At 72.3% G+C, this 22743-nt stretch carries 19 protein-coding genes; 2 read left to right on the top strand and 17 right to left on the bottom strand.

The genetic code is table 11. From position 1 onward, the window contains the following. Nucleotides 1-104: 104 nt before the first annotated feature. Both ABZ234_RS17410 and ABZ234_RS17405 read right to left on the bottom strand, forming a co-directional pair. Nucleotides 105-863, bottom strand: a complete 759-nt coding sequence (locus ABZ234_RS17410; protein ID WP_355012753.1) for an SGNH/GDSL hydrolase family protein — start codon at nt 861-863, stop codon at nt 105-107. Between the two features lie 284 nt (nt 864-1147). Next, nucleotides 1148-1816 (bottom strand): hypothetical protein, encoded by a 669-nt coding sequence (locus ABZ234_RS17405; protein ID WP_344177232.1) that lies wholly within the window; start codon nt 1814-1816, stop codon nt 1148-1150. Between the two features lie 143 nt (nt 1817-1959). On the opposite strand from ABZ234_RS17405, the gene ABZ234_RS17400 reads away from it, so the two are divergent. Then, nucleotides 1960-2835 (top strand): A/G-specific adenine glycosylase, encoded by an 876-nt coding sequence (locus ABZ234_RS17400; protein ID WP_267946842.1) that lies wholly within the window; start codon nt 1960-1962, stop codon nt 2833-2835. Nucleotides 2836-2857: 22 nt separating this feature from the next. On the opposite strand, the gene ABZ234_RS17395 is transcribed toward ABZ234_RS17400, so the two are convergent. The 7 genes from ABZ234_RS17395 to lysX all read right to left on the bottom strand — a co-directional run bounded on the left by ABZ234_RS17395 (nt 2858) and on the right by lysX (nt 12086). Beyond that, on the bottom strand, nt 2858-3763 hold the full coding sequence (locus ABZ234_RS17395) for a DUF3105 domain-containing protein (RefSeq protein WP_355012752.1): 906 nt from the start codon (nt 3761-3763) through the stop codon (nt 2858-2860). Nucleotides 3764-3845: 82 nt separating this feature from the next. After that, on the bottom strand, nt 3846-6356 hold the full coding sequence (locus ABZ234_RS17390; RefSeq protein ID WP_267946843.1) for an ATP-dependent Clp protease ATP-binding subunit: 2511 nt from the start codon (nt 6354-6356) through the stop codon (nt 3846-3848). 864 nt (nt 6357-7220) lie between these two features. Beyond that, on the bottom strand, nt 7221-7559 hold the full coding sequence (locus tag ABZ234_RS17385) for an Lsr2 family protein (protein ID WP_267946844.1): 339 nt from the start codon (nt 7557-7559) through the stop codon (nt 7221-7223). Nucleotides 7560-7774: 215 nt separating this feature from the next. After that, on the bottom strand, nt 7775-8056 hold the full coding sequence (locus ABZ234_RS17380; protein WP_267946845.1) for a hypothetical protein: 282 nt from the start codon (nt 8054-8056) through the stop codon (nt 7775-7777). Between the two features lie 441 nt (nt 8057-8497). Next, entirely contained in the window at nt 8498-9100 is a 603-nt protein-coding gene (locus ABZ234_RS17375; protein WP_330158375.1) for an amino-acid N-acetyltransferase, read from the bottom strand. Between the two features lie 392 nt (nt 9101-9492). Then, a complete protein-coding gene (locus ABZ234_RS17370) occupies nt 9493-9816 on the bottom strand; it encodes a LuxR C-terminal-related transcriptional regulator (protein ID WP_330158420.1) in 324 nt (107 codons plus the stop codon). A gap of 767 nt (nt 9817-10583) precedes the next feature. Continuing rightward, nucleotides 10584-12086: a bifunctional lysylphosphatidylglycerol synthetase/lysine--tRNA ligase LysX gene (lysX, locus tag ABZ234_RS17365; RefSeq protein WP_267946848.1), complete on the bottom strand. Its 1503-nt coding sequence runs from the start codon at nt 12084-12086 to the stop codon at nt 10584-10586. Between the two features lie 180 nt (nt 12087-12266). Here lysX and ABZ234_RS17360 point away from each other — a divergent pair, with 180 nt between their 5' ends. Further along, nucleotides 12267-13223, top strand: coding sequence for a cation diffusion facilitator family transporter (locus ABZ234_RS17360; RefSeq protein ID WP_344177094.1), 957 nt, complete (start codon nt 12267-12269; stop codon nt 13221-13223). A gap of 78 nt (nt 13224-13301) precedes the next feature. On the opposite strand, the gene ABZ234_RS17355 is transcribed toward ABZ234_RS17360, so the two are convergent. The 8 genes from ABZ234_RS17355 to ABZ234_RS17320 all read right to left on the bottom strand — a co-directional run bounded on the left by ABZ234_RS17355 (nt 13302) and on the right by ABZ234_RS17320 (nt 22435). After that, nucleotides 13302-14084: a type III pantothenate kinase gene (locus ABZ234_RS17355; protein WP_267950542.1), complete on the bottom strand. Its 783-nt coding sequence runs from the start codon at nt 14082-14084 to the stop codon at nt 13302-13304. A gap of 65 nt (nt 14085-14149) precedes the next feature. Next, nucleotides 14150-16741 carry an L-aspartate oxidase gene (locus ABZ234_RS17350; RefSeq protein WP_355012751.1) on the bottom strand — a complete coding sequence of 864 codons (2592 nt, stop codon included), beginning with the start codon at nt 16739-16741 and terminating at the stop codon, nt 14150-14152. 43 nt (nt 16742-16784) lie between these two features. Beyond that, entirely contained in the window at nt 16785-17663 is an 879-nt protein-coding gene (panC, locus tag ABZ234_RS17345) for a pantoate--beta-alanine ligase (RefSeq protein ID WP_267946851.1), read from the bottom strand. An 80-nt stretch (nt 17664-17743) separates the two neighbouring features. Beyond that, the gene (locus tag ABZ234_RS17340; RefSeq protein WP_267946852.1) at nt 17744-18628 is read right to left on the bottom strand and encodes a DUF2520 domain-containing protein; all 885 of its coding nucleotides are present in this window, start codon (nt 18626-18628) and stop codon (nt 17744-17746) included. Nucleotides 18629-18804: 176 nt separating this feature from the next. Next, on the bottom strand, nt 18805-19047 hold the full coding sequence (locus ABZ234_RS17335) for a hypothetical protein (protein ID WP_267946853.1): 243 nt from the start codon (nt 19045-19047) through the stop codon (nt 18805-18807). 484 nt (nt 19048-19531) lie between these two features. Further along, nucleotides 19532-19771, bottom strand: coding sequence for a chaplin family protein (locus ABZ234_RS17330; RefSeq protein ID WP_267946854.1), 240 nt, complete (start codon nt 19769-19771; stop codon nt 19532-19534). Nucleotides 19772-20014: 243 nt separating this feature from the next. Beyond that, complete coding sequence (locus ABZ234_RS17325; protein ID WP_344177085.1) at nt 20015-21409, bottom strand: PH domain-containing protein; 1395 nt, start codon at nt 21407-21409, stop codon at nt 20015-20017. 579 nt (nt 21410-21988) lie between these two features. Next, nucleotides 21989-22435, bottom strand: a complete 447-nt coding sequence (locus tag ABZ234_RS17320; protein ID WP_346660255.1) for a PH domain-containing protein — start codon at nt 22433-22435, stop codon at nt 21989-21991. Between the last annotated feature and the right edge of the window lie 308 nt (nt 22436-22743).

The raw sequence follows: 22743 nt of genomic DNA, 5'->3' as shown, positions 1-22743 counted from the left end.
CTTTACCGAAACACGGGCGACTTCTTCCCCTCCGGGTTCGTCCTGGAATCGCCGGACCGGGCCCGGGGCGGCCCGGTCCGGCGCGACCCCGGTCCGGGGCGACCTCAGGAGAACAGCGGGAGCAGGGACTCCAGCCAGCGGTCGGCGATCCTGCGGTCGCCGCTGCCCGAGGGGTGCACCCCGTCGTAGGTGTCGGTGCCGGTGTCGAACCCGGTCCACTGGTCCACCACGGTCACCGGCGACTCCGCCGTGCTCTCCCCGGCCGCCCACGCCGGGATGGCCGCGTTGAGGTCCTCGACGCCCCGCCCGCACCCGGCGCAGCTGCGGGCGGGGTCCATCGGGATGATCTGGGCGACCAGGACGCGCATGCGGGGGTTCTGGTCCCGCATCTGCGCGACGAGCACGCTGTAGGCGTCCAGGACCGTCTCCGCGGGGACGCCGCTCCACACGTCGTTGGTGCCGAAGTGCATCAGCACCACGTCGGGCTCCGTCCGCGCGAGCCAGTCCACGAGGAGGCCGCGGTCCGCGACGTCGGTGACGAGGAAGCCGCCGTGGCCCTCGTTGTCGCCGTCGTACTCGAAACCGCAGCCGTCGCCCGGCCGGGTTCCCACGAAGTCGGCGTCCGTGTGCCCGGCCTCCATCAGGTCGGCCCAGAGCAGGGCCCGCCAGCATCCGGGCGAGCCCGTGATCGAGTCGCCCAGCGGCATGATCCGCACCGTGTCCTCCTCCGTTCGCGCCGCCGTTGCCGTTCCGGCCGCCCCCGCCTCCGCCGCGGCGGGGGCGAGGGCGCCCGCGACGAGTGCCAGGGTGAGCCCGAGGCCCGCGCCGATGCGCCGGACGGCCCGGGAGAGTCGTTGGTCCATGCGGAAACTCCTTGCTCTGTGCGGGTCCCCGGGAAGAGCGCCTTGGGAGCGCTCCCAACCGCAGGCAGAGTACCCCCGCCGCGTCCGCACGGGAAGGGGGGCTCCCGGAACGGGCAGGTCTTCGCGCGGCCGCACGGGCGCCCCTCCGGGCCGGAGGGGCGGGGGCCCGTCCCACCCTGCGGGACCGGAAGCGCGCCGCGCCCCGGGGCCCGGGTGGCGGCACTGCCACCCGGACCCCGGGGCGCGATCCCGGCGGGCCGCGTCGTCCGCGGCGCCGCCGGGGCTCAGGACCTGAGCTGGAACGCCAGCTGGGGCTGGTCCCCCGCGTAGTCGCCGTGCAGGTTGGCCCGGTACCAGCCCGCCTGGGCGCTGGAGGTGGTCTCGCGGCAGTCCTCGAAGGAGCGGTTGCGCTCCCAGTCGACCGTGAACTCGTGCGGCACGCCCCGGCTGAGCTGGCGCTCCTCGGCGCCGCCGTCCTTGAGGCAGTCCGCGGTGGAGTAGATCCTGTCGTCACCGGAGTGGATGCGCACCTCCAGGGCGGCGCCCCCCACGTCCACGGTGCAGGTCTGCTCCGCCGTGTTGACCACGGTGATCCTGAAGCCCGGCGCGTTCCCGGAGCCGTAGACCTCCTGGTCCCCCTCCAGCTCGAACGTCACCACGACGTCCTCCGGGCGGCAGAGGTCCTCGGCGCGCTCGGGCGCGGCGACCTCGCCGGCGCCGCCCTCCCCGCCGCCGGCGCCCTCGGACGCCCCGTCGCCGGGTGAGGGGGAGGCGCTCTCCCCGGCCCCTTCCGACGCCCCGGCCGTGGGTTCCGGGCTCTCGTCCGCGGAGGGGTCCTCGGATGGGACACTGGGAGAGGGCGACGCGTCCATACCGGCCTCGGACCGGGTCGGTTCACCGGTCTCGTCGTCCGAGGGTTGACAGGCGAACGCGATCAGCGCGACCACCAGCATGACCCCGATCAGGACGAAGGCACGCCGCTTCCAGTAGGTCTCGCGGCTGACGGCTCCTGGATGTCCGGTACTTGACGCCATGGCCCGTAGTATTGCGGTTTTGCGTGCCACCCACCTACTCAACCCGCCGATTCCCTTTAAAGATGAGCGATAACCCTTACAGCACCGCCGTTCTGGCGTGGTATGAGTCGAACGCGCGCGACCTTCCCTGGCGCGCGCCCGACGCCACCCCCTGGTCGATCCTGGTCAGCGAGATCATGCTCCAGCAGACCCCCGTCGTGCGGGTCCTGCCCGCCTGGCGCGCCTGGATGGAGCGCTGGCCCACCCCCGCCCACCTGGCCGGGGAGGCGTCGGGCGAGGCCGTGCGCATGTGGAACCGGCTCGGCTACCCGCGCCGCGCCCTGCGCCTGCACGCCTGTGCCGTGGCGATCACCGAGGAGCACGGCGGCCGGGTCCCGGACGACCACGCCACGCTGCTCTCCCTCCCGGGGATCGGCGCCTACACCGCCGCGGCCGTGGCGAGCTTCGCCTACGGGCAGAGGCACGCCATTCTGGACACGAACGTCCGCCGCGTCCTCGCCAGGGCCGAAACAGGAGTCCAGTACCCTCCGAAAACCCAGACCAAGGCGGAGACGGCACTCGCGGAGGCGCTGCTGCCGCCCACCGCCCCCGTCGCCGCGCGCTGGGGGGTCGCCGTGATGGAGCTCGGCGCCCTGGTGTGCACCGCCCGCACGCCCGCCTGCGCCTCCTGCCCCATCGCCGGGCAGTGTGCGTGGAGGCTCGCGGGCAAGCCCGCCTACGACGGGCCGCCCCGGCGGGGCCAGACCTACGAGGGCACCGACCGCCAGGTGCGCGGCCGCCTGCTCGCCGTGCTGCGCGACTCCGCGCACCCGGTGGCCAAGGACGCCCTGGACGCCGTCTGGGACGACCGCGTGCAGCGTGAGCGCGCCCTGGACGCCCTGGTGTCCGACGGCCTGGTGGACCCGCTCGACGACGGCCGGTACGCCCTGCCCTCCTGATCCGGCCCCTTCCGGCGCCGGGTCAGTCGTCCATGCGGGCGCTCGTGCCGCCGCCCGCGTCGAACTCCGCCTCGGTCCCGGCGAAGCCGCCGCTGCACGGCGCCCCCGGCTCCGGGGTGTTCTCGCCCTGGACGTACTGCACCAGGTACTCGGTGAGGCGCGGGTCCTCCGCGCCCTCCAGCAGGATCTGCGACCCCCAGGCCGACGCCACCACGGGCGCGGGCAGCCCCTCGACGGGGCTGATCACCAGGTAGTCGCCCGGCGAGTAGAGGCCGGCGAGCGCCTCGACCTGGCCGGCGTCCAGGCCGGGGTCGTAGGCGATCCACACGGCCCCGTGCTCCAGGGAGTGCACGGCGTACTCGGTGCGCAGCGGCTCCCCGTAGACGCCGCAGTCCTGCCAGACGGGGTAGTGCTCCCCGCCCACGGGCGGGAACACGTCGTACTCGACGGTCTCGCCCTCCTCGACGTGGTCGGCGGACAGGCCCTCGTAGTGCTGGACCGCCTCCAGCCCCGCCCCGGCCGAGGCGCCGGCGTCCCCGCCGCCGGGGCGCGTCACCACGTAGAGGACCCCGCCGCCCGCGACGAGGAGCACGACGAGGACCACCGCTCCGATGATCAGGGCGAGCCCGGCGCCGCGGCCGCCCCCCGCCTGCGGCGGCGGGTACGGCCCCTGCGGCCCGTAGTGCCCCTGGGGGCCGTGGGAGCCCGGTCCCTGGGGACCGGGAGGGCCCGGCGGGGGATACCCGCCGCCGGGAGGCATCCCGCCCGGCGGCACCGCGCCGTGGGGCGGCTGCCCCGGCGGGCCGCCCGGCGGGGGACCGCCGGGGGCGCCGGGCTGCGGGTACGGGGGCTGTGCGGACGGGGGCTGCTGCGGCTGCTGTCCATGGGGCGGCCACGGACCGTGCTGCCGGGGTTCTGGATGGGTCACGAACGCACACTAACGGCCGAACGCCGAAGGGGGCACCCCCGAAGGGGTGCCCCCGTGACGGACGGCGTCCGGTTCAGCCGTGTCAGTCGCTCTTGCCCGCGGCCGACTCCTCGACCTCCGGGGTGTCCGGGACCGCGGCCGGCTTCGGCACGCCCTTGAACGTGAACTTGGCGTCCGTGCCCTCGCCCTCGGCGTCGATCACGACGATCTGACCCGCCTTGAGGTCGCCGTACAGGATCTTCTCGGACAGCTGGTCCTCGATCTCCCGCTGGATCGTCCTGCGCAGCGGGCGGGCGCCCAGCACGGGGTCGAAGCCGCGCTCGGACAGGATCTGCTTCGCCTTCGGGCGCAGCTCGATCCCCATGTCCCGCTCCTTGAGGCGGCCGTCCAGGCTCGTGATCATGAGGTCCACGATCTGGAAGATCTCCGCCTCCGTCAGCTGGTGGAAGACGATGATGTCGTCCACGCGGTTGAGGAACTCGGGACGGAAGTTGGTCTTGAGCTCCTCGCTGACCTTCGCCTTCATCCGCTCGTAGTTGGTCTGGGCGTTGTCCTCCTTGGCGAAGCCCATGGCCTGGCCCTTGGAGATGTCCCGCGTGCCCAGGTTGGTGGTCATGATGATGACCGTGTTCTTGAAGTCGACGTTGCGACCCTGGGCGTCGGTGAGACGGCCCTCCTCCAACACCTGCAGCAGGGAGTTGAAGATGTCGTTGTGGGCCTTCTCGATCTCGTCGAACAGGACCACGGAGAACGGCTTGCGGCGCACCTTCTCGGTGAGCTGGCCGCCCTCCTCGTAGCCGACGTAGCCGGGAGGCGAGCCGAACAGCCGGGAGACCGTGTGCTTCTCCATGAACTCGGACATGTCCAGCTGGATCAGCGCGTCCTCGTCCCCGAACAGGAACTCGGCCAGGGTCTTGGACAGCTCGGTCTTACCGACACCGGACGGGCCGGCGAAGATGAACGAGCCACCCGGGCGCTTGGGGTCCTTCAGGCCGGCGCGGGTACGGCGGATCGCCTGCGAGAGCGCCTTGATGGCGTCCTCCTGGCCGATGACCCGGCGGTGCAGCTCGTCCTCCATGCGCAGCAGCCGGGAGCTCTCCTCCTCGGTGAGCTTGAAGACCGGGATGCCGGTGGACGCGGCCAGGACCTCGGCGATGAGCTCCTCGTCGACCTCGGCCACGACGTCCATGTCGCCGGCCTTCCACTCCTTCTCCCGCTGCGCCTTCTTGTTGAGGAGCTGCTTCTCGTCGTCGCGCAGGGACGCGGCCTTCTCGAAGTCCTGCGCGTCGATCGCGGACTCCTTGTCCCGGCGCACGCCCGCGATCTTCTCGTCGAACTCGCGCAGGTCCGGCGGAGCGGTCATCCGGCGGATGCGCATCCGCGAACCGGCCTCGTCGATGAGGTCGATCGCCTTGTCCGGCAGGAAGCGGTCGCTGATGTAGCGGTCGGCCAGCTGGGCCGCCGCCACCAGGGCGCTGTCGGTGATGGAGACCCGGTGGTGCGCCTCGTACCGGTCGCGCAGGCCCTTGAGGATCTCGATGGCGTGCTTGATGGTGGGCTCGTCCACCTGGATGGGCTGGAAGCGCCGCTCCAGGGCGGCGTCCTTCTCCAGGTACTTGCGGTACTCGTCCAGGGTGGTGGCGCCGATGGTCTGGAGCTCGCCCCGGGCCAGCATGGGCTTGAGGATGGAGGCGGCGTCTATGGCCCCCTCGGCCGCTCCCGCTCCGACCAGCGTGTGCAGCTCGTCGATGAACAGGATGATGTCGCCGCGGGTCCGGATCTCCTTGAGCACCTTCTTGAGGCGCTCCTCGAAGTCACCGCGGTAGCGGCTTCCGGCGACCAGCGCGCCCAGGTCCAGCGTGTACAGCTGCTTGTCCTTGAGCGTCTCGGGGATCTCACCCTTGACGATCTTCTGGGCCAGGCCCTCGACCACGGCGGTCTTGCCGACGCCGGGCTCACCGATGAGGACCGGGTTGTTCTTGGTCCGCCTCGAGAGCACCTGCATGACGCGCTCGATCTCCTTGTCCCGGCCGATGACCGGGTCGAGCTTGCTCTCCCGGGCGGCCTGGGTCAGGTTGCGGCCGAACTGGTCCAGCACCAGGGAGGTGGAGGGGGTGGACTCCGAGGAGCCCGCGGTGGCCTGCGGCTCCTTGCCCTGGTAGCCGTGCAGCAGCTGGATGACCTGCTGGCGGACCCGGTTCAGGTCCGCGCCGAGCTTGACCAGGACCTGGGCGGCGACGCCCTCGCCCTCGCGGATCAGGCCCAGCAGTATGTGCTCGGTACCGATGTAGTTGTGGCCGAGCTGGAGCGCCTCGCGCAGCGACAGCTCAAGGACCTTCTTGGCACGCGGGGTGAAGGGGATGTGCCCCGACGGCGCCTGCTGGCCCTGGCCGATGATCTCCTCAACCTGCTGCCGAACCGCTTCGAGGCTGATACCGAGGCTCTCCAGAGCCTTGGCGGCGACGCCCTCACCCTCGTGGATGAGGCCGAGCAGGATGTGCTCCGTACCGATGTAGTTGTGGTTGAGCATCCTGGCCTCTTCCTGGGCCAGAACCACCACTCGCCGTGCGCGGTCGGTAAACCTCTCGAACATGTCTCGTCGCTCCTCTACAGAGCGGTCAGGCAGGGACGGTCTCGCCGACCCAACTCTTCCGCATATCGGCCCCACAGGGATAACCGCCCAGGGGAGCACTGTCGCACCCGCCGGTCGACAGGCTGCCGACCGGGCGAACATCTCCGCATGGCCGGCCTCCCAGCCGTCCGTGCCAGAGACTTTCCCCGACGATAGGGCGTTCACCCAACATCCAACTACCAATTGAGGCGTCAGATTTCCCTGTACGCCGAAGGCGAACGGCCCGGACACTCCCATCCATCACGGGAGTCCCCGGACCGCACGTGTACAAGCCCGATAATCGGCTCTGAGCGAACAAGCCGAACCGCGTGTTGTTCTTCGGGCCGGATCAGGCGGCCCCGAAAGCGGGAAATGCGCCTCGGTTCCGGTGGGCCGCGGTACGGCCCCGCCGGGTCGCGGCGGAACGGCCCCGGGCCCTGCGGCCGTGCGGCCGCAGGGCCGGAAGTCGAGAGCCTCCACGAGAACGGGGAGCGCTGTGGCGCCCCGGTCGTCGGCGCGTCCGCGCACACCGCGGCGAGCGGCGGGACCCCCGTCCGAGCCGCGTCACGGAGACGGGGGCCGGAAGACCCGGGGCCGCACTGCGCCCGCGGTCCGGATCCGGCGGCACCGGCTCGGCGCCGTCGGCCGGGGATCCGGTGCCCGTCGTATCCCCTTGTTCCCCTGCATCCCCATGGCGCGGGACCCCGTGTCACAGGATCCCCCGCGTGGCGGGTCCACCGGTGTCAGGCGGTGCCGGATGAGGGAGTCGGGTGCTCCTGGTGGGCACCGGTCGAAATTCGATCAAGCCCTGACAACATTTCGGCGAACCGAAGGCGGTCGCGGGACCTAGCCCTTGATGGCCTCATATTCGGCGACGATGGCGGCGGGGATCCGGCCGCGCTCATTGACGGGCTTGCCGGCAGCCTTCGCCCACGCGCGAATCTCGGCGCTGCGCTCGCGGCTGGGCGCATTACGGCTGCCCCGGCGGGCGGTGGCGCGGTTCGCCTTGGACGGAGCCTTGCGGGAGGCTTCGACGAACGGGTTAAGGGCCTCGCGAAGCTTGGCGGCATTACCCGCACTGAGGTCGATTTCGTACGTCGATCCGTCCAGACCGAACGTCACCGTCTCCTCGGCCTCGCCGCCGTCGAGGTCGTCGACCAGGAAAACCTGGACCTTCTGTGCCATGGAATCAAACCTTTCAGAAGAGCGGTGTCTGCACACCTGAATATAAAGCTATCCCGCGCGAACGCGGAAGACAATTCCCGGCGTGCCAGAAATCGTCTGGGACCGACCGTGGTTTCGGGGGTCGCCGGAGCAGCGCGGGTGCGGCGAGTTGGCCCGCGCACGCGGTGGGACCGAGGCCCGGCCCCCGGGCTTCACGCAACCGGTCAAGTACCGTATCAACGACCGTCGGATTCGGCGCGTTCCCCACCCTGGACAATCGGCGTCTCGTTCGTCGCCCCGGTCTCGCGGACCTCGGCAGCGCCCTTGTGGTCGGTCGCGTCCTGGGCCGCCCCGTCATTGCTGACCAGGCTTCCGTCCATCCGCCGCGGCGCCATCTCCTTGCGCAGCAGCTTGATGACGAAGGCACAGAAGACGGTACCGACAACCACAGGGGGGATGAGCGCCGACAATACGTCGATCAGTCCAGGGGGAACCACCGACGACAAAAAGTCACCCATCGAAGCGCTCCACCCTTCCTGGTTGTTACTTATTGCAGCAAATACCCGACTCAGTGTCGGGCCACTCCGGGGGGATGGCGCGCCGGACGACCTGGCAAACGCATACCCGACATCATAGACATCGTTTGCCCCCGGTTTGACACCGGACGTACCCGAGCGGCCTCCCGCAAACCCCGTGGGCGCCAATGTCCGGTCGTGGGTTCGGGGCCCTCGTGCGGGTGCGGCCGGAACACGGGGTCTTGCGGGGTCAAATCACAACCCTTCGTCACCGCCCCGCCGAACTCGATCATGAGGACGGCCGGCCGGACGCAGGTACACATTACCTGCCCTGTTCCACCTCCATACCCCCCGGTGTGCATAAGCCGCCCCGAGTCCGGACGCCGGAGCGGCACGGGCGGGGCCGCGTAAGGGGAACTCCGTACCAAGCACACCGGAAATCCTTTAGGCGCGGGCCGGGCGGGCCGCGTCGTCGAGGCGCACAAGCATCCGGGTGTTCCCGAGGGTGTTGGGCTTAACCCGCTCCAAGTCGAGGAATTCGGCAACTCCCTCGTCATAGGAACGCAGGAGTTCCTCGTACACACGGGACGAGACAGGGGTCCCCTGGATCGGGGCAAAGCCGTGTTTGGAGAAGAAACCGGTCTCGAATGTCAGACAGAACACACGTTGCACACCCAACTCACGGGCCGTGGCGAGAAGTTCGGTCACGATTCGGTGTCCCACGCCGAAACCGCGCAGGGAGGGGTCGACCGCGACGGTCCGCACCTCGGCCAGGTCCTCCCAGAGCACGTGAAGGGCTCCACAGCCCACCAGGCGGTGCTCGACCTCCGCCTCTGGGACCGCACCGGGGGAGGATTCCGGCCCGGCGGGCGACATGTCCGGAACCACCTCCGCCTCGGCGACCCAGAACTCCTGGACGTCCTCGTAGAGGTTGACGGTGCTCTTGGACAGCACCCGCCGGTCGACGGTGTAGGTGTCGACGAGGCGGCGGATGGCTGCGACGTCGCGCGTCCTGGCGCGACGCACGTGAACATGGCGAACGGGCATAGCCGGACCAGACTATGCCCACGCGGGGAAGAACTCCTACCCGAGGCCCGCGACCACACCAAGAGCACCCCACCGGAGCACGGCCGCGCGGGCGGGGGGCGGGGAAGAACTCCTACCCGAGGCCCGCGACCACACCAAGAACACCCCACCGGAGCACCGCCGCGCGGGCGGGGGCGGAGAAGAACTCCTACCCGAGCCCTCTCCCACCCGCCAGAACACCCCCCGGAGCACGGCCGCGCGGGCCGGGGCGGTCGGCGCCCGGCCGGACACACGAGATCGGGGGCACCGCGGCACCGCCGGCCGGAGAGTCTCCTCCCGGCCCTCGCGGTGCGCGTGCGCCCCCTGGGTCGGTCATTCCCGTGTGCGGTTCCGGCTCCAGCCGGGGGTTCGGCTCAGATGAGCTGCCGCCGCGCGGCCCAGACGACCGCTTCGATGGGTGTGTTCACGCCGAGTACGTCGCAGATGTTGCGGATACGTCGGCGCAGGGTCCTCGCGCTGAGCTCCAGGTGCCGGGCCGCGACCTCGGTGGTCACGCCGGTGGCGATCTCTGCGAGCAGTTCGAGCTCCTCGTGGCTCAGTTCCACCGGCGCGTACGGGCTGCTGACAGCCGTGTCGCGCGGGCGGGTCTGAAGGGGAACCACGCTCTCCCGGTGCTCCCTCGGCTGGAGAGCGCCATGGTCCTCAACGGTACGTCGTACGAGTGTGGCCTGTTCCACTCCGTCCTCCCTCATCATGTGAGTGCGGAACATCAACTCGTCACCTGATGGACGCGAGTGCGCCGACCGGGGGTCGCCCCGTCGGAGCGGACGGAGACTCCGCGGGCCTCGAAATCCCCGGCGGACCCCTCTGGCACAGGGGTCGGGGGAGTTCCGGGCGCACGGGTCGCAGGCTGGCCGGCTCGCTGGGGTCTGGGACGGACAGACCACACCGAGGGCGCGCATGCGCGCGCGAATTCGGACCGCATCGGCGGTCCCGTTTCGCGCTCACCGTCGTTCTCGATCCACTTCGGCAAACTCACGGGCCTCGGCCCGCCCTCAGCACGCTAGGCCGCAGAGATGATACCGTCAAGACCCGATAAATCACCATGTGTAGTTATGCAATATCCTTCTGTGACAAGGCAAGGGGAAAGAAAAATCCCCGAGGGCATTGACCTGCGTAAACAATCTTTACCGGAGAGTGGCTGCTTATAGCACTCCGGCCCCTGGAAAAACTCTCGCCTATCCCCGCGGCCATCACGGTCTGACCGCGGGTTCGCCTTCTATGTCCGGTCGGTGAGTCATGTCCCTTGTTCCGGGGCCGGGACCGGGACACGCGGAAGGGGCCGGCGCACCCCTGGTGCGACGACCCCGGTCCCCGATTTCGGCCACTCGGCGCGACCCTTATCGGCCATTCCCGCACGGACGCGCCGCACACGCGCGCGTCCCGGCGCTCCCGCGTCGCACGGCCCTCCGGGCCCCGGCGGCGCGGGGCCGGACGCCCCCGGTCAGTCCCCCGAGGGCTTCACGATCGGGAAGAGCACGGTCTCGCGGATGTTCTTGCCGGTGAAGGCCATGAGCAGGCGGTCGATGCCGACCCCCACGCCTCCGGTGGGCGGCATACCGTACTCCAGCGCCCGCAGGAAGTCCTCGTCCAGCTGCATCGCCTCGGGGTCCCCCTCGGCCGCCATGAGGGACTGCCGGGTGAGCCTCTCCCGCTGCTCGACCGGGTCGACCAGCTCGGAGTAGCCGGTGCCCAGCTCCATGCCGAACCCGATCAGGTCCCACTTCTCGGTGAGCAGCGGGTCCTCGCGGTGCTGGCGCGTGAGCGGGCTGGTCTCGACCGGGAAGTCGCGCACGAACGTCGGCTGGAGGAGCGTGTGCTCGACCAGTTCCTCGAAGACGTGCTCGACGAGCTTGCCCTGCCCCCAGTCGGAGCTGAACTCGACGCCCTTGGCCCCGGCCAGACGGCGGACCTCCTCGACGGGGGTACGCGGGTCGACCTCCGCGCCGAGGGCCTCGGAGACGGCCCCGTACAGGGTGATCTGCGGCCACTCGCCGCCGAGGTCGTACGCCTCGCCGTCACGCTCGACCACGGTCGTGCCGAACACCGCGCGCGCCGCGTCCTGGACGAGCTCCCGGGTGATGTCCGCCATGACGTTGTAGTCGGCGTACGCCTGGTAGAACTCCAGCATCGTGAACTCGGGGTTGTGCGTGGAGTCCGCGCCCTCGTTCCTGAAGTTGCGGTTGACCTCGAAGACCTTCTCCAGGCCGCCCACGACCAGCCGCTTGAGCGACAGCTCGGGCGCGATGCGCAGGTACAGGTCCATGTCGTAGGCGTTGATGTGCGTGGTGAACGGCCGCGCGGTGGCGCCGCCGTGCACGCGCATCAGCATCGGGGTCTCGACCTCGATGAAGTCGCGCCGGCTCAGGCCCTCCCTGATCGCCCGGATGGCGGCCGAGCGGCGGCGCACCATCAGCTGGGAGTCGGGGTTGACGATGAGGTCGACGTACCGCTGCCGCACACGGGCCTCGGGGTCGGTCAGGCCCTTGTGCTTCTCCGGGAGCGGGCGCAGGCACTTGGCCGTCAGCGTCCAGGAGTTCACGAGGACGGACAGCTCGCCGCGGCGGGAGGTGATGACCTCGCCCTCCACGCCGACGTGGTCGCCCAGGTCGACGTCGGCCTTCCAGGCGTCCAGCCGCTCCTGGCCGACCTGGTCCAGGGACAGCATGATCTGGACGTCGCCGGTCTCGTCGCGCAGCGTCGCGAAGCAGAGCTTGCCGCCGGTGCGGTAGAGCATCACGCGACCGGCGATGGAGACGCCGACGCCCGTGCGGGTGTCCGGCTCCAGCCCCTGGTGTTTGTCGCGCACGGCACCGATCGACGTGGAGCGCGGGAAGGTCACGGGGAAGGGATCGATCCCCTCCTCCCGGAGACGGTCCAGCTTCTGGCGCCGGACCCGCATCTGTTCGGGCAGGTCGTCGTAGGTGTCGTCGTGCGTGTCAGTCACGCGCACGATCCTACCGGCGGTCCGCGCCCCGGCCGACCGCCCGGACCCCGCCCGGCCGGGGGTCCCGGGACCGTGCCACGCGGATCCGGGAGGTGGGACGGGCGTGCCCGGATCACTAGTATTGCGCTGCCTTGACCCGCACCCCCCACCACCGGAGCAGGATCTACCGAGAGTCGAACAATGAGCGTTGAGGGAAGCACGAAGGCCGTCGTCACGGCACTGGTTGCGAATCTGGGGATCGCCGTCACGAAGTTCGTGGCCTATGTACTGACGGGCTCGTCCTCCATGCTGGCCGAGTCCATCCACTCGGTCGCCGACTCCAGCAACCAGGCGCTGCTGCTCATCGGAGGCAAGCGCGCCAGGCGGGGCGCCACCGAGGAGCACCCCTTCGGCTACGGGCGCGAACGCTACATCTACGCGTTCGTGGTCGCGATCGTGCTGTTCAGCGTGGGCGGCCTGTTCGCGCTCTACGAGGCGTGGCACAAGATCTCCCACCCCGAGCCCATCACCGAGTGGCAGTGGGTGCCCGTCGCGGTCCTGGTGGTCGCGATCGGGCTGGAGTCGATGGCGATGAGGACGGCCGTCAAGGAGTCCAACGCCGTGCGCGGCAAGGCGAGCTGGGTCGAGTTCGTCCGCCGGGCGAAGGCCCCCGAGCTGCCCGTGATCCTGCTGGAGGACGCCGGCGCCCTGCTCGGCCTGGTGTTCGCGCTGCTCGGCGTCAGCCTGACCCTGATCACCGGCAACGGCCTGTGGGACGGCCTGGGCACCGCCGCCATCGGCATCCTCCTCGTGGTCATCGCCGTCGTGCTGGCCGCCGAGGTGAAGAGCCTGCTGGTCGGCGAGTCCGCCACGCGCGAGAACGTCCTGGCGATCAGGAATGCCATCGAGTCGGTCGAGGACGTCGACCGCCTCATCCACATGCGCACCCTGCACGTGGGCCCCGAGGAGCTCCTGGTGGCCGCCAAGGTCGCGGTGGACGCCGAGGACGACGCCGGCCGGGTGACCAGGGCGATCAACGAGGCGGAGGAGCGCATCCGCGCGTCCGTGCCCATCGCCACGCTGATCTACATCGAGCCCGACCTGTTCCGCACTGCGCCGGGGTCCCCCGCCTCGCCCGGGGCCGGGACCTCCGCGTGAGCCGGGGCCGGTGCGGCCCCCGCGCCGCACCGGCCCCGGTCCGGGGCGGGGGCGTGCGCCCCCGCCCCGCGCCCGGGCTCAGCCCGTGTTGCGCTCGAAGACCAGGCGCAGCCCGATCAGGGTGAGCCACGGCTCGTGCAGGTCCACGGTCTCGCACTCGCCGATGACCGTGGACGCGAGCCCGCCGGTGGCCACGACGGTCACGTCGTCCGGGGAGTCGGTGAGCTCGGCGACCATCCGGTCGACGATCCCGTCCACCTGGCCCGCGAACCCGAACACGATGCCCGAGCGCAGCGCCTCCGTGGTGTTCTTGGCGATGGCCGAACGCGGCTTGACGATCTCCACCATGTGCAGCTGGGCGCCGCGCCGGGACAGGGCGTCCACGGAGATGTCGATGCCGGGGGCGATCGCGCCGCCCACGTACTCTCCCTTGACGCTCACCGCGTCGAAGGTCGTCGCGGTCCCGAAGTCCACGACCACGGCCGGACCGCCGTAGAGGTGGTTGGCGGCGAGGGCGTTGATGATCCGGTCGCTCCCCACCTCCTTGGGGTTGTCCATCCGGATCGGCACCCCGGTCTTGACCCCGGGTTCGACGATGACGGCGGGGACGTCGCCGAAGTGGCGGCGGAACATGTCGCGCATCTCGTGCTGGACCGACGGCACCGAGCAGCACAGGGCGATCCCGTCGATGTCCTCCGGGCCGCCGAGGGTGCTCGCGTCGAGGAGCCCGCGCAGCACCACCGACCACTCGTCGGCGGTGCGCCGGGTGTCGGTCCCCACTCTCCAGTGTTCGAGAAGCTCGTCGGATTCAAAGAGACCGAAGACCGTCTCGGAGTTGCCGACGTCGATCGCGAGCAGCATTCTGAGGGCCTCATCCATGGTCGAAGTGGTGTGTTCTCAAGGAATCTTCCACCACTCGGGCGCCCTCACAACAGGTCGAGGGCGATATCGAGCGCGGGACTGGAGTGGGTGAGCGCGCCGACGGCGAGGTAGTCGACCCCGGTGCGGGCCACGTCCCCCGCGACGTCGAGGGTCAGTCCGCCGGAGGACTCCAGCCGCGCACGGCCCCCGACCTGGGCGACCGCCGCCCGGAGCCCGTCGACGGTGAAGTTGTCGAGGAGGATCTCCTCCGCCCCGGCGGCGATGGCGTCCTCGATCTGGTCGAGCCTGTCGACCTCGACCTCCAGGGGGAGGTCGGGGAAGCGCTCGCGGACGGCGCGCACCGCCTCGCCGACGCCCCCGGCGGCGACCACGTGGTTGTCCTTGACCAGGCCCGCGTCGCTGAGGCCGTACCGGTGGTTCACGCCCCCTCCGCAGCGCACCGCGTACTTCTCCAGGGCGCGCATCCCGGGGCGGGTCTTGCGGCTGTCCCGGACGCGGGCCCGCGTGCCGGCCACGGCGTCCACCCACGAGCGCGTGGCCGTCGCGATCCCGGACATGTGGGTGAGGAGGTTGAGCGCGGTCCGCTCCGCGGTGAGCAGGTCGCGCGTACGCGCGGTGACGGTCATCAGGACGTCTCCGCGCTTGACCGCGTCGCCGTCCCGTGCGGTGCGCGTGACCTCCAGGGCGCCGTCGGCGACCAGCCAGAACACGAGCTCGGCGAGCGGGAGGCCGCTGACGGTGCCGTCGGCCCGGGCCACCACCTGGGCGGTGCGCACCTGGTCGGCGGGGATGGTCGCGACGCTGGTGACGTCGATGCCGGGGCCCGCGGTGAGGTCCTCGGAGAGGGCGCGGCGGACCAGTTCCACGTGGGACAGGTGGGGGGCGGTGCAGGAGAGGGAGAACTCGGCCCGGGCCTCCGGACTCCGGTCGGCCCCGGCGAGGGGGAAGGAGACGGCGTCGAGTTCGGCCACGAGGGCGGACGGCAGGGACGGCTGCCAGTCCTCGGCGGTGGTCACGGCGGTGTCCCCTTCCAGTCGGACGACGACGGGCCGGATCCTGAGCCCGGGTCTGGGCTCGGGGAAGTCGGCACGCTGGTGAGAGCCTCTGCTCTCGGTTCTGTACAGGGCGGCTGCGGCCACGAGGCGGGCCGTGGTGAGCAGGTTGGCGGCCTCCCACGCGGCGACGCCGGGGGTGACGGGCGCGGTCGGCCGGGCGAGGGCGTCGAGTTCGGCCACCAGCTCGGCGAGGCCCTCGCCCGTGCGGAGCACCCCGGCGTGCCGCGACATGAGGGTGCGGACCCGGGTGGCGGCGGCGGGGTCGGCGAGCGGGGTCACGGAGCCGGCGGTGGCGCCCGTCCCGGGGACGGGCCGGGGGTCCTCGGCCAGGCGCGCGGCGATCCGGTCGGCGTAGACCAGCCCCTCCAGCAGGGAGTTGGACGCGAGCCGGTTGGCGCCGTGGACGCCGGTGCGGGCAACCTCGCCGACCGCCCAGAGCCCGGGGACGCTGGTGCGGCCGTCGATGTCGACCTCGGCGCCGCCGGAAGCGTAGTGGGCGGCGGGGGCGACGGGGACGGGCTCCGTGAGGGGGTCGACGCCGTTGGCGCGGCAGGAGGCCAGGATGGTGGGGAAGCGCTTCTCCCAGGTGGCCGCGCCGAAGTGGCGGGTCTCCAGGTACACGTGGTCAACGCCCTGCTCGGCCATGGTGCGGGCGATGGTGCGGGCGACCACGTCGCGCGGGGCGAGGTCGGCCAGCTCGTGGACGCCCTCCATGATGCGTGCGCCGTCGGCGTCCACCAGGTAGGCGCCCTCCCCCCGCAGGGCCTCGGAGACCAGGGGCTGCCGACCGCGTGCGTCGGCGCCGAGCCAGAGCACGGTGGGGTGGAACTGGATGAACTCCAGGTCGCGCATCCTGGCCCCGGCCCTGGCGGCGAGGGCGAGGCCGTCCCCGGTGGAGACGGGCGGGTTGGTGGTGGCCGCGAAGACCTGCCCGATGCCCCCGGTGGCCAGGACCACGGCGGGTGCGACGACCGCGCCGACGCCGTCGCGGGCCCCCTCCCCCATCACGTGCAGGGTCACCCCGGTGACGGCCCCGGTGGCGGGGTCGTGGAGGGTGTCGAGCGCGAGGGCGTGCTCGACGACCTCGATCCGCTCCTCCGCGAGGACGGCGGCGACGAGCGCGCGCTGGATCTCGGCGCCGGTCGCGTCGCCGCCCGCGTGCGCGACGCGGTCCGCGCGGTGGCCGCCCTCCCGGGTGAGGGCGAGGGCGCCGTCCTCGGAGCGGTCGAACTCGGCGCCCAGTCCGATGAGCCAGCGCAGTGCGCCGGGACCCTCGGTGGCCAGGACGTTGACGGCGTGGGGGTCGGACAGCCCGCCCCCCGCCAGGTGGGTGTCGACCATGTGGGCGACGGGGTCGTCGCCGGGCGCGACGGCCGCGGCGATCCCGCCCTGGGCGTAGGCGGTGGACCCTGTGGACAGCCGGTCCTTGGTGACCAGCACGACCCGTCCGCTCCCGCTCCTCTGGACGTAGCGCAGCGCGGTGCTCAGGCCCGCGATGCCGGAGCCGACGACCGCGACGTCCGCCGCGACCGTCCACCCGGGCCCGGGTGCGTCGAGCCTGGTCTGTGCGGGTGTACTCATCTGGGGTCTCTTTCGCGAGGCGCCGCCCCGGGGGCCGGGGCGGTCACAGGGGGATCGACACGTTGTCGATGAGCCGGGTGGAGCCCACGCGGGCGGCGACGGCGAGGACCGCGTCCCCCCGGTGGCCGGGCGCGGCCTCGGTGAAGGTCGCGGCGTCGACCAGGGCCAGGTAGTCGAGGACGACGGGGGGAGCGGCCCCGGCCGCCCCGTCCAGCACGGCGTGGGCGGCGGCGCGGACGGCGTCCGGCCCACCGGCCGCGGCCTCACGGCCCGCCCGGAGGGCGCGCGACAGCGCCAGCGCGCTGCGCCGCTCGGCGTCCGACAGGTAGACGTTGCGGCTGGAGGAGGCGAGCCCGTCGGGGTCGCGGAGGATGGGGGCCCCGACGATCTCCACGGGCACGTCGAGGTCGGCGACCATGCGCCTGACGAGCGCGATCTGCTGGGCGTCCTTCTCCCCGAAGACGGCGGTGTCGGGCCGGACCAGGTTGAGGAGCTTGGCGACGACGGTGAGGACCCCGGTGAAGTGCCCGGGGCGTGAGGCGCCCTCCAGCCGCTCCCCCATCGGCCCGGCGTCGACCGTGACCATCTGCGGGGCCGGGTACATGGTGGCGACGGACGGGGCGAAGACGACGTCCACCCCCTCCTCCGCGCAGAGGGCGGTGTCGGCCGCCAGGTCGCGCGGGTAGCGGTCGAAGTCCTCGTCGGGGCCGAACTGGAGCGGGTTGACGAAGACGCTGACGACCACCGTGTCCGCCCGCTCGCGGGCCAGGCGCATGAGGGAGCGGTGGCCGCCGTGGAGGGCGCCCATGGTGGGGACGAGGGCGACGTGCCCGGGGCCGGAGAGGGCCCGGCGCAGCTCTTCGGGCGTGCGTGCCACGAGGGGGCCGCCGGCGGTCGCGGTCTGCGGTGTGGGTTCGGTCATCGGTGGTTTCCCGTGGTGGAGTTCTGCGGCGCGCACGGCGCGGCGGCCGGGCGCGCACCGGGCGCGACGTGGGGAGGGCGTCAGCGGCGGAGGACGTCGAGCAGGCGCACGGCGTCCTCCGGCTTGAGCATCCCGGCGTTGATGGCGCGGTCGGCCGTGAGCCGGGCCAGCTCGACGTAGCTGGCGACGCTCTCGGGGGCGTTCTCGCGCAGCTGCTCGATGTGTCCGGCGACGGTCCCGGCGTCGCCGCGCAGGACGGGCCCGCTGAGGCCGTGGATGCCCAGGCGGAGGGCGTTGTCGAGGGCCGCGCTGAGCATGGGGGCGAGCATGCGGCCCGGCTCGGGGACGCCGGCGGCCGAGAGCAGGGCGGCGCTGTCCGCGACGAGGGTGACGAGGTGGTTCGCGCCTCCGGCGAGGGCCGCGTGGTAGAGGGTGCGCCTCTCCTCCTCGATCCACACGGGCTCGGCGCCCATCTCGACGACGAGGGCCTCGGCGATGGGCCGCAGCTGCTCGGGCGCCGTGACGCCGAACGCGCAGTTGGCGAGGCGGTCGACGTCCTCGTCGCGACCGGTGAAGGTCATCGCCGGGTGGAGGGCGAGCGGGAGCGCGCCGACCAGGGTGGCGGGGGCGAGGACGCCGTAGCCGTGCGCCCCGCTGGCGTGGACCAGGAGTTTTCCGCGCAGGTCGGCACCGGTGGAGGCGAGTCCCTCGGTGATGTCGGGCAGGGCGTCGTCGGGCACGGTCAGCAGGACGAGGTCGCTGGCCTCGGCGACCTGCGCCGGTTCGAGGACGCGCGCGGTGGGCAGGCGCCCGGCGACGCGCTCGCGGGAGGCGTCGGAGACCGCGGAGGCGGCGACGACCTCGTGCCCGGCGCGGCCGAGGGCCTGGCCGAGGACGGAGCCCACGCGTCCGGGACCGATGACGCCGACCCGCAGTCGGGCGGGGCGCCCCTGCGTCGTCTCCATGTGCGTGCCCCCTCGTGGTGCGGTGCGTCCGGTTCCCGCGCACCGTGACGCCTGTGCACACGATAGCCCTCCCCCGCCGGTGACCTGCCGCCCCGCCCCCGGGGACGCGAGTGGGGACGGACACGTCGTGCCCGTCCCCGCCCGTCGTGCTCCCCGCCCCCGTGTGGGGGCGCGGATCAGTTCTGGATGATCACGCCGGTGTTGTAGCAGGAGCCCACGGACTTGCCGCCGAGGACGGCGTTGGAGATGCCGCAGCCCTCGCTCTCGTTCTCCAGCTCGTGGAGGGTGGTGTTTCCGCTGAGCACGGAATCGAAGTTCTGGGTCCAGGCCTCCGAGTCCGCAGCCGCCGGCGAGGCGGAGAGAAGGATTGCGGCGGAGGCGATGGCCACGGCACCGGTGGCGAACGTCTTCTTCAGCACGATGGAACTCCTTCTTTGTCCGGCCGGGAGGGCCGACCGGATCGCGGTTGTTCGTGGCACCCGGGAGTGCTGGTGATGAAGTTACTGGGCGAGAAGCCCCTTCAACGGGCTTGAGCTGGAGTGATCACGAAATCGACGGAGATGCCGACCCTGCGTAGTCGAACGTCTCGGGGTCGATCGGGGCAAAGGTCGCGGACCGGCGAGGGGGGTGTGCGCGCTGCGTCACCGCCGCGCGGGGTTCCAGTCGCGCACCAATACGGGTTGCGGTCAGCCGTGTCGGACCGGAGGACCGGGGGCTGCGGGGCTCGTCCGCGCCGGACCCCGGACACGGGAAAGGCGCCACCCCGTCGTCACGGGATGGCGCCTCGCGCGGAAAGCTCGCGGACCCCGGCCGGGTCGGTTCAGTCGGGACGTCTCCGACTGGACACCCCCGCCCGGTCGGGCCGGATCGATCTGTCCTGCGTGTACTGCGGGGACCGCGGTACTAGTTCTTGACCGTGGCGCCGGAGTCGACGCAGCTGGCGCCGGCCACGCCCAGGACGGAGATCGCGTTGCCGCAGACGTTGATCGGCACGTCCAGGTCCGCGACGAGCTGGTTGCCGCCGAGGATGCTGCCGTTGCCGGAGGTGAAGACGTTGCTGTTGGCCATGGCCGGAGCACCGGTGAACAGGACGCCGGCGGCGGCGGCAACGATGGCACTGGCGGCGAAAGCCTTCTTCAGCATGTGTTTCTCCCGTCGGACCGGTCGGCGGGGGCGCCAACCGGTCGATAACGTTGACTATGTGTATGAGACTGAACACTCCCCGTGTTCAGTCACTATTTAGCCATACTCAACCACTCCATGTGACCAAAACTCGGAAGTCTTCCGGGGAGCGGAGCTGGAGATATCACCATTCGTGACCAAACATGTCCGACATGTGGTCCACAACTGGAAGCACTTTGGGCCCATATTGTGTTGCACGTCACATCAGGTTTCGGGGGTGTCATAGGTCCCGTCCGCGGCCCCGGTCCCCACGGCGTGCCCCGGACGCCGCTCCAGCGTCGAACGGGTCGCCCAGCGCTCCGTCCCCGCCGACGGCACCCGTGCCCGGCGGCCGTACGCGGCGAGCGCGTCCACGAGCCGGCGGCCCTCCCCCGCCTCCCGGGCGGACGCCCTCGCCCGGACCGGGCCGGGGGGCGTGTCCACGTCCACCGACACGAGGCCGGTGAACCGGGCCAGCGGACCGGCCGTCAGCCGCAGCGACTGGACGCGCTCCACCGGAACGATCTCCGTCACCTGGCAGAACAGGCCCCGGGTGCTGATGAACAGGCGCCGGTCGACGCCGACCAGCCCCGGCACCCAGGTCCGGTTCGGCACCATCGCCACGTGCGCCGCCCCGCTGTCCGGGAACAGCTCGTCGACCAGCGCGTAGGCCCTCCGGCGCGGGGCCACCGGGAGCAGGGTGGCCGAGTCGCCCTGGCGGGCACCCGCGTATCCCGCGACGTTGGCCTCCACACGGGCCACCCCCAGTGCGCGCCAGAGCAGCGGCTCGACCACGCGCACCGCCTGGACCCGGCCCGGCGGGACCGTCTGCATGCGGCGCTGGAACATGCCGTAGCGCAGCCGGAGCCCGTCCGAGGACAGGGAGGCGTAGTAGTCCGTGTAGCGGGCCAGGGGCCCCCAGAAGTAGCGGAGCAGCCCCAGGGTGAGGGGCACGAGCGCGCCCGCCACCCCCGGTTCGGCGAAGACCGCGCCGGCGGTGGCCAGCATGAGCAGCAGCACGAACGACAGCAGGACCGGCACCCGGAAGGTCAGCGCGCCGAGCAGCAGGAGGAACGGCAGCCGGTAGAACGGCCACTCCGGCGCCTCGGGCGAACGGCCCGGGAGCCCCGCCGCGTGGGCGAGGACCGCCGCGCGCACCCGTTCGGCCAGGCCCCTGCGCAGACAGCGCAGCCGGATGGCGCTCCCGTCGCCCCCGGCGAGTTCGATGCGCAGTTCGGCCATGCCGAACACCTGCATGAGCAGGGGCTGCACCACGTCCACCGCCTGGAGGCGGCTGAGCGGGATCTCCCGTGAGCTGCGCATCACGAGACCGCTGTGGACCACCAGGTGGTCCTCGCGCAGGCCGAAGGTGCCGTACCACCAGGAGGGCAGGGCGTAGGCGAGGGAGCCGAACACGACGGCCACCGTCATCATCACCACCCAGCCGAAGCCGAACATGGTGAGGATCGGGCCGGCCAGCGCCACGAACACCAGGGCGACGGCGACCACCTGGAGCGGGACGACCGCCCAGTGCGAACGGAACACGCCCGTGGTGACGTCCTCGTCGGGTTCGCGCCGCGGTACCGGCTGCGGGCGCCACGCCACCGAGGGGGGCAGCATCGTCGGCGCCTGCGGGTACGGGCCGGCCGGCGGGAAGCCGGCGGGGGGCCGGGCCCCGTGGCCGTACGGCGCCCCGTACGGCCCCTGCGGGCCGGGAGCGGGGTACCCGCCGGGCCCCGGGGAACCGTACGGACCCGGAGCGGCTCCGGGGGCGGGCGGGTGCGCCGGTCGGCCGCCGGGCCACTGCGGCGCCGGTCCGGGCGGGATCCCCGGACCGTACGCGGACCGGGGGTCCCGGGGAACGGGTCCCGGCCGCCCCGGGGCGCCCGGACGGCCGGACTCCGCGTGCGCGGCGGGCGGGGGCCCGGGCGGCACACGCCCGGCGGTCCCCTCCGGCGCCGTCCGCGGGGCGCCGGGCGCCTCCTGGGGACCGGAGGGGCCCTGGGCGCCGGTCGGACCCGCAGGTCCGGGCTCCGCCCCCGCCGCCTCCGGGCGCGGGCCCCCGCCGGGCGGGACCCACCCCGCCGGTCCGGCCGTGTCCTGCGGCCCCGGCGGGTCCTCACGCGCGGCGCCCTCCCCCGAGGGCTGTTCCCCCGGTGGACGCTGGGGCTCCTGGGACGGCTGAGCTGATCCGTGCACTTACAACCCCGTCGAGAAACTCTCGCTGCGCGCCGCGAGCCGGTCGCGCAACTGGACGGCTTCGGCCAGGGGGAGTCCGACCACGCGGATGTCGGCGGTGCTCGCCGCGGTGCGCACCCGCACGGTCGCGATCCCCAGTGCCTGTTCCAGCAGGTCGGCGGTGACGTCGACGACCTGCATGCGGCCGTAGGGGACGACCACCAGCTGGCGGACGAGCACCCCGTAGGTCAGGTACAGCTCCTCCGCGGCCTCCGCGTACCCCCACGACCCGCGGAACCGCCCGGCCAGGAGCCAGCCCGCGGCGAAGGCCGCCAGGGCCGCCGCCGTCCAGCCCGCGGCCCACGGCCAGGAGGCCCAGACGAAGAGCGTCACGGCGCCCCCGACGCCGGCGATCAGGCACACCGCGCCCACCACGAGCCTGCGGTACCACGCGAGGGCGGGCGACACGCGGTTCCAGGAGGTGTTCTCGGGCGGGGCGAACGCCGCGTCGAGCGGCCGGGCGGGCCGGGGCTCCCCGGTCGGGGTCGGCGGCGTCGGCTGCGGTGTCGGATCACTGGTCTCCACGGAGCCAGTCAACCATCAGCGGGCAACCCCCCGCCGGAGCGGCTCGGCGCGGCCCCGGGCCGGACTGCGGCGCGGGCGCCCCGGAAGCGGCCGGCGGGCCCGTCGCAGGGTCGGCCGTCCCCGGCCGCGCGGCGGGCCGCCGGGCCCGTCACCTTGGCCCCGGTGGGGCGCGGATATCCCCGTAACGGTGC

It is taken from the genome of Nocardiopsis sp. NPDC006198 (genome assembly GCF_040613895.1).
In the GTDB taxonomy this organism is placed as follows: Bacteria; Actinomycetota; Actinomycetes; order Streptosporangiales; family Streptosporangiaceae; genus Nocardiopsis; species Nocardiopsis tropica.
This window is presented reverse-complemented; position numbering and strand designations above follow the sequence as displayed.

Coding starts and splice junctions, on each gene's coding strand:
- ABZ234_RS17410 (WP_355012753.1), bottom strand. CDS start 863: ATGGACCAACGACTCTCCCGGGCCGTCCGGCGCATCGGCGCGGGCCTC.
- ABZ234_RS17405 (WP_344177232.1), bottom strand. CDS start 1,816: ATGCTGGTGGTCGCGCTGATCGCGTTCGCCTGTCAACCCTCGGACGAC.
- ABZ234_RS17400 (WP_267946842.1), top strand. CDS start 1,960: ATGAGCGATAACCCTTACAGCACCGCCGTTCTGGCGTGGTATGAGTCG.
- ABZ234_RS17390 (WP_267946843.1), bottom strand. CDS start 6,356: ATGTTCGAGAGGTTTACCGACCGCGCACGGCGAGTGGTGGTTCTGGCC.
- ABZ234_RS17385 (WP_267946844.1), bottom strand. CDS start 7,559: ATGGCACAGAAGGTCCAGGTTTTCCTGGTCGACGACCTCGACGGCGGC.
- ABZ234_RS17380 (WP_267946845.1), bottom strand. CDS start 8,056: ATGGGTGACTTTTTGTCGTCGGTGGTTCCCCCTGGACTGATCGACGTA.
- ABZ234_RS17375 (WP_330158375.1), bottom strand. CDS start 9,100: ATGCCCGTTCGCCATGTTCACGTGCGTCGCGCCAGGACGCGCGACGTC.
- ABZ234_RS17360 (WP_344177094.1), top strand. CDS start 12,267: ATGAGCGTTGAGGGAAGCACGAAGGCCGTCGTCACGGCACTGGTTGCG.
- ABZ234_RS17355 (WP_267950542.1), bottom strand. CDS start 14,084: ATGCTGCTCGCGATCGACGTCGGCAACTCCGAGACGGTCTTCGGTCTC.
- ABZ234_RS17350 (WP_355012751.1), bottom strand. CDS start 16,741: ATGAGTACACCCGCACAGACCAGGCTCGACGCACCCGGGCCCGGGTGG.
- panC (WP_267946851.1), bottom strand. CDS start 17,663: ATGACCGAACCCACACCGCAGACCGCGACCGCCGGCGGCCCCCTCGTG.
- ABZ234_RS17340 (WP_267946852.1), bottom strand. CDS start 18,628: ATGGAGACGACGCAGGGGCGCCCCGCCCGACTGCGGGTCGGCGTCATC.
- ABZ234_RS17330 (WP_267946854.1), bottom strand. CDS start 19,771: ATGCTGAAGAAGGCTTTCGCCGCCAGTGCCATCGTTGCCGCCGCCGCC.
- ABZ234_RS17325 (WP_344177085.1), bottom strand. CDS start 21,409: ATGCTGCCCCCCTCGGTGGCGTGGCGCCCGCAGCCGGTACCGCGGCGC.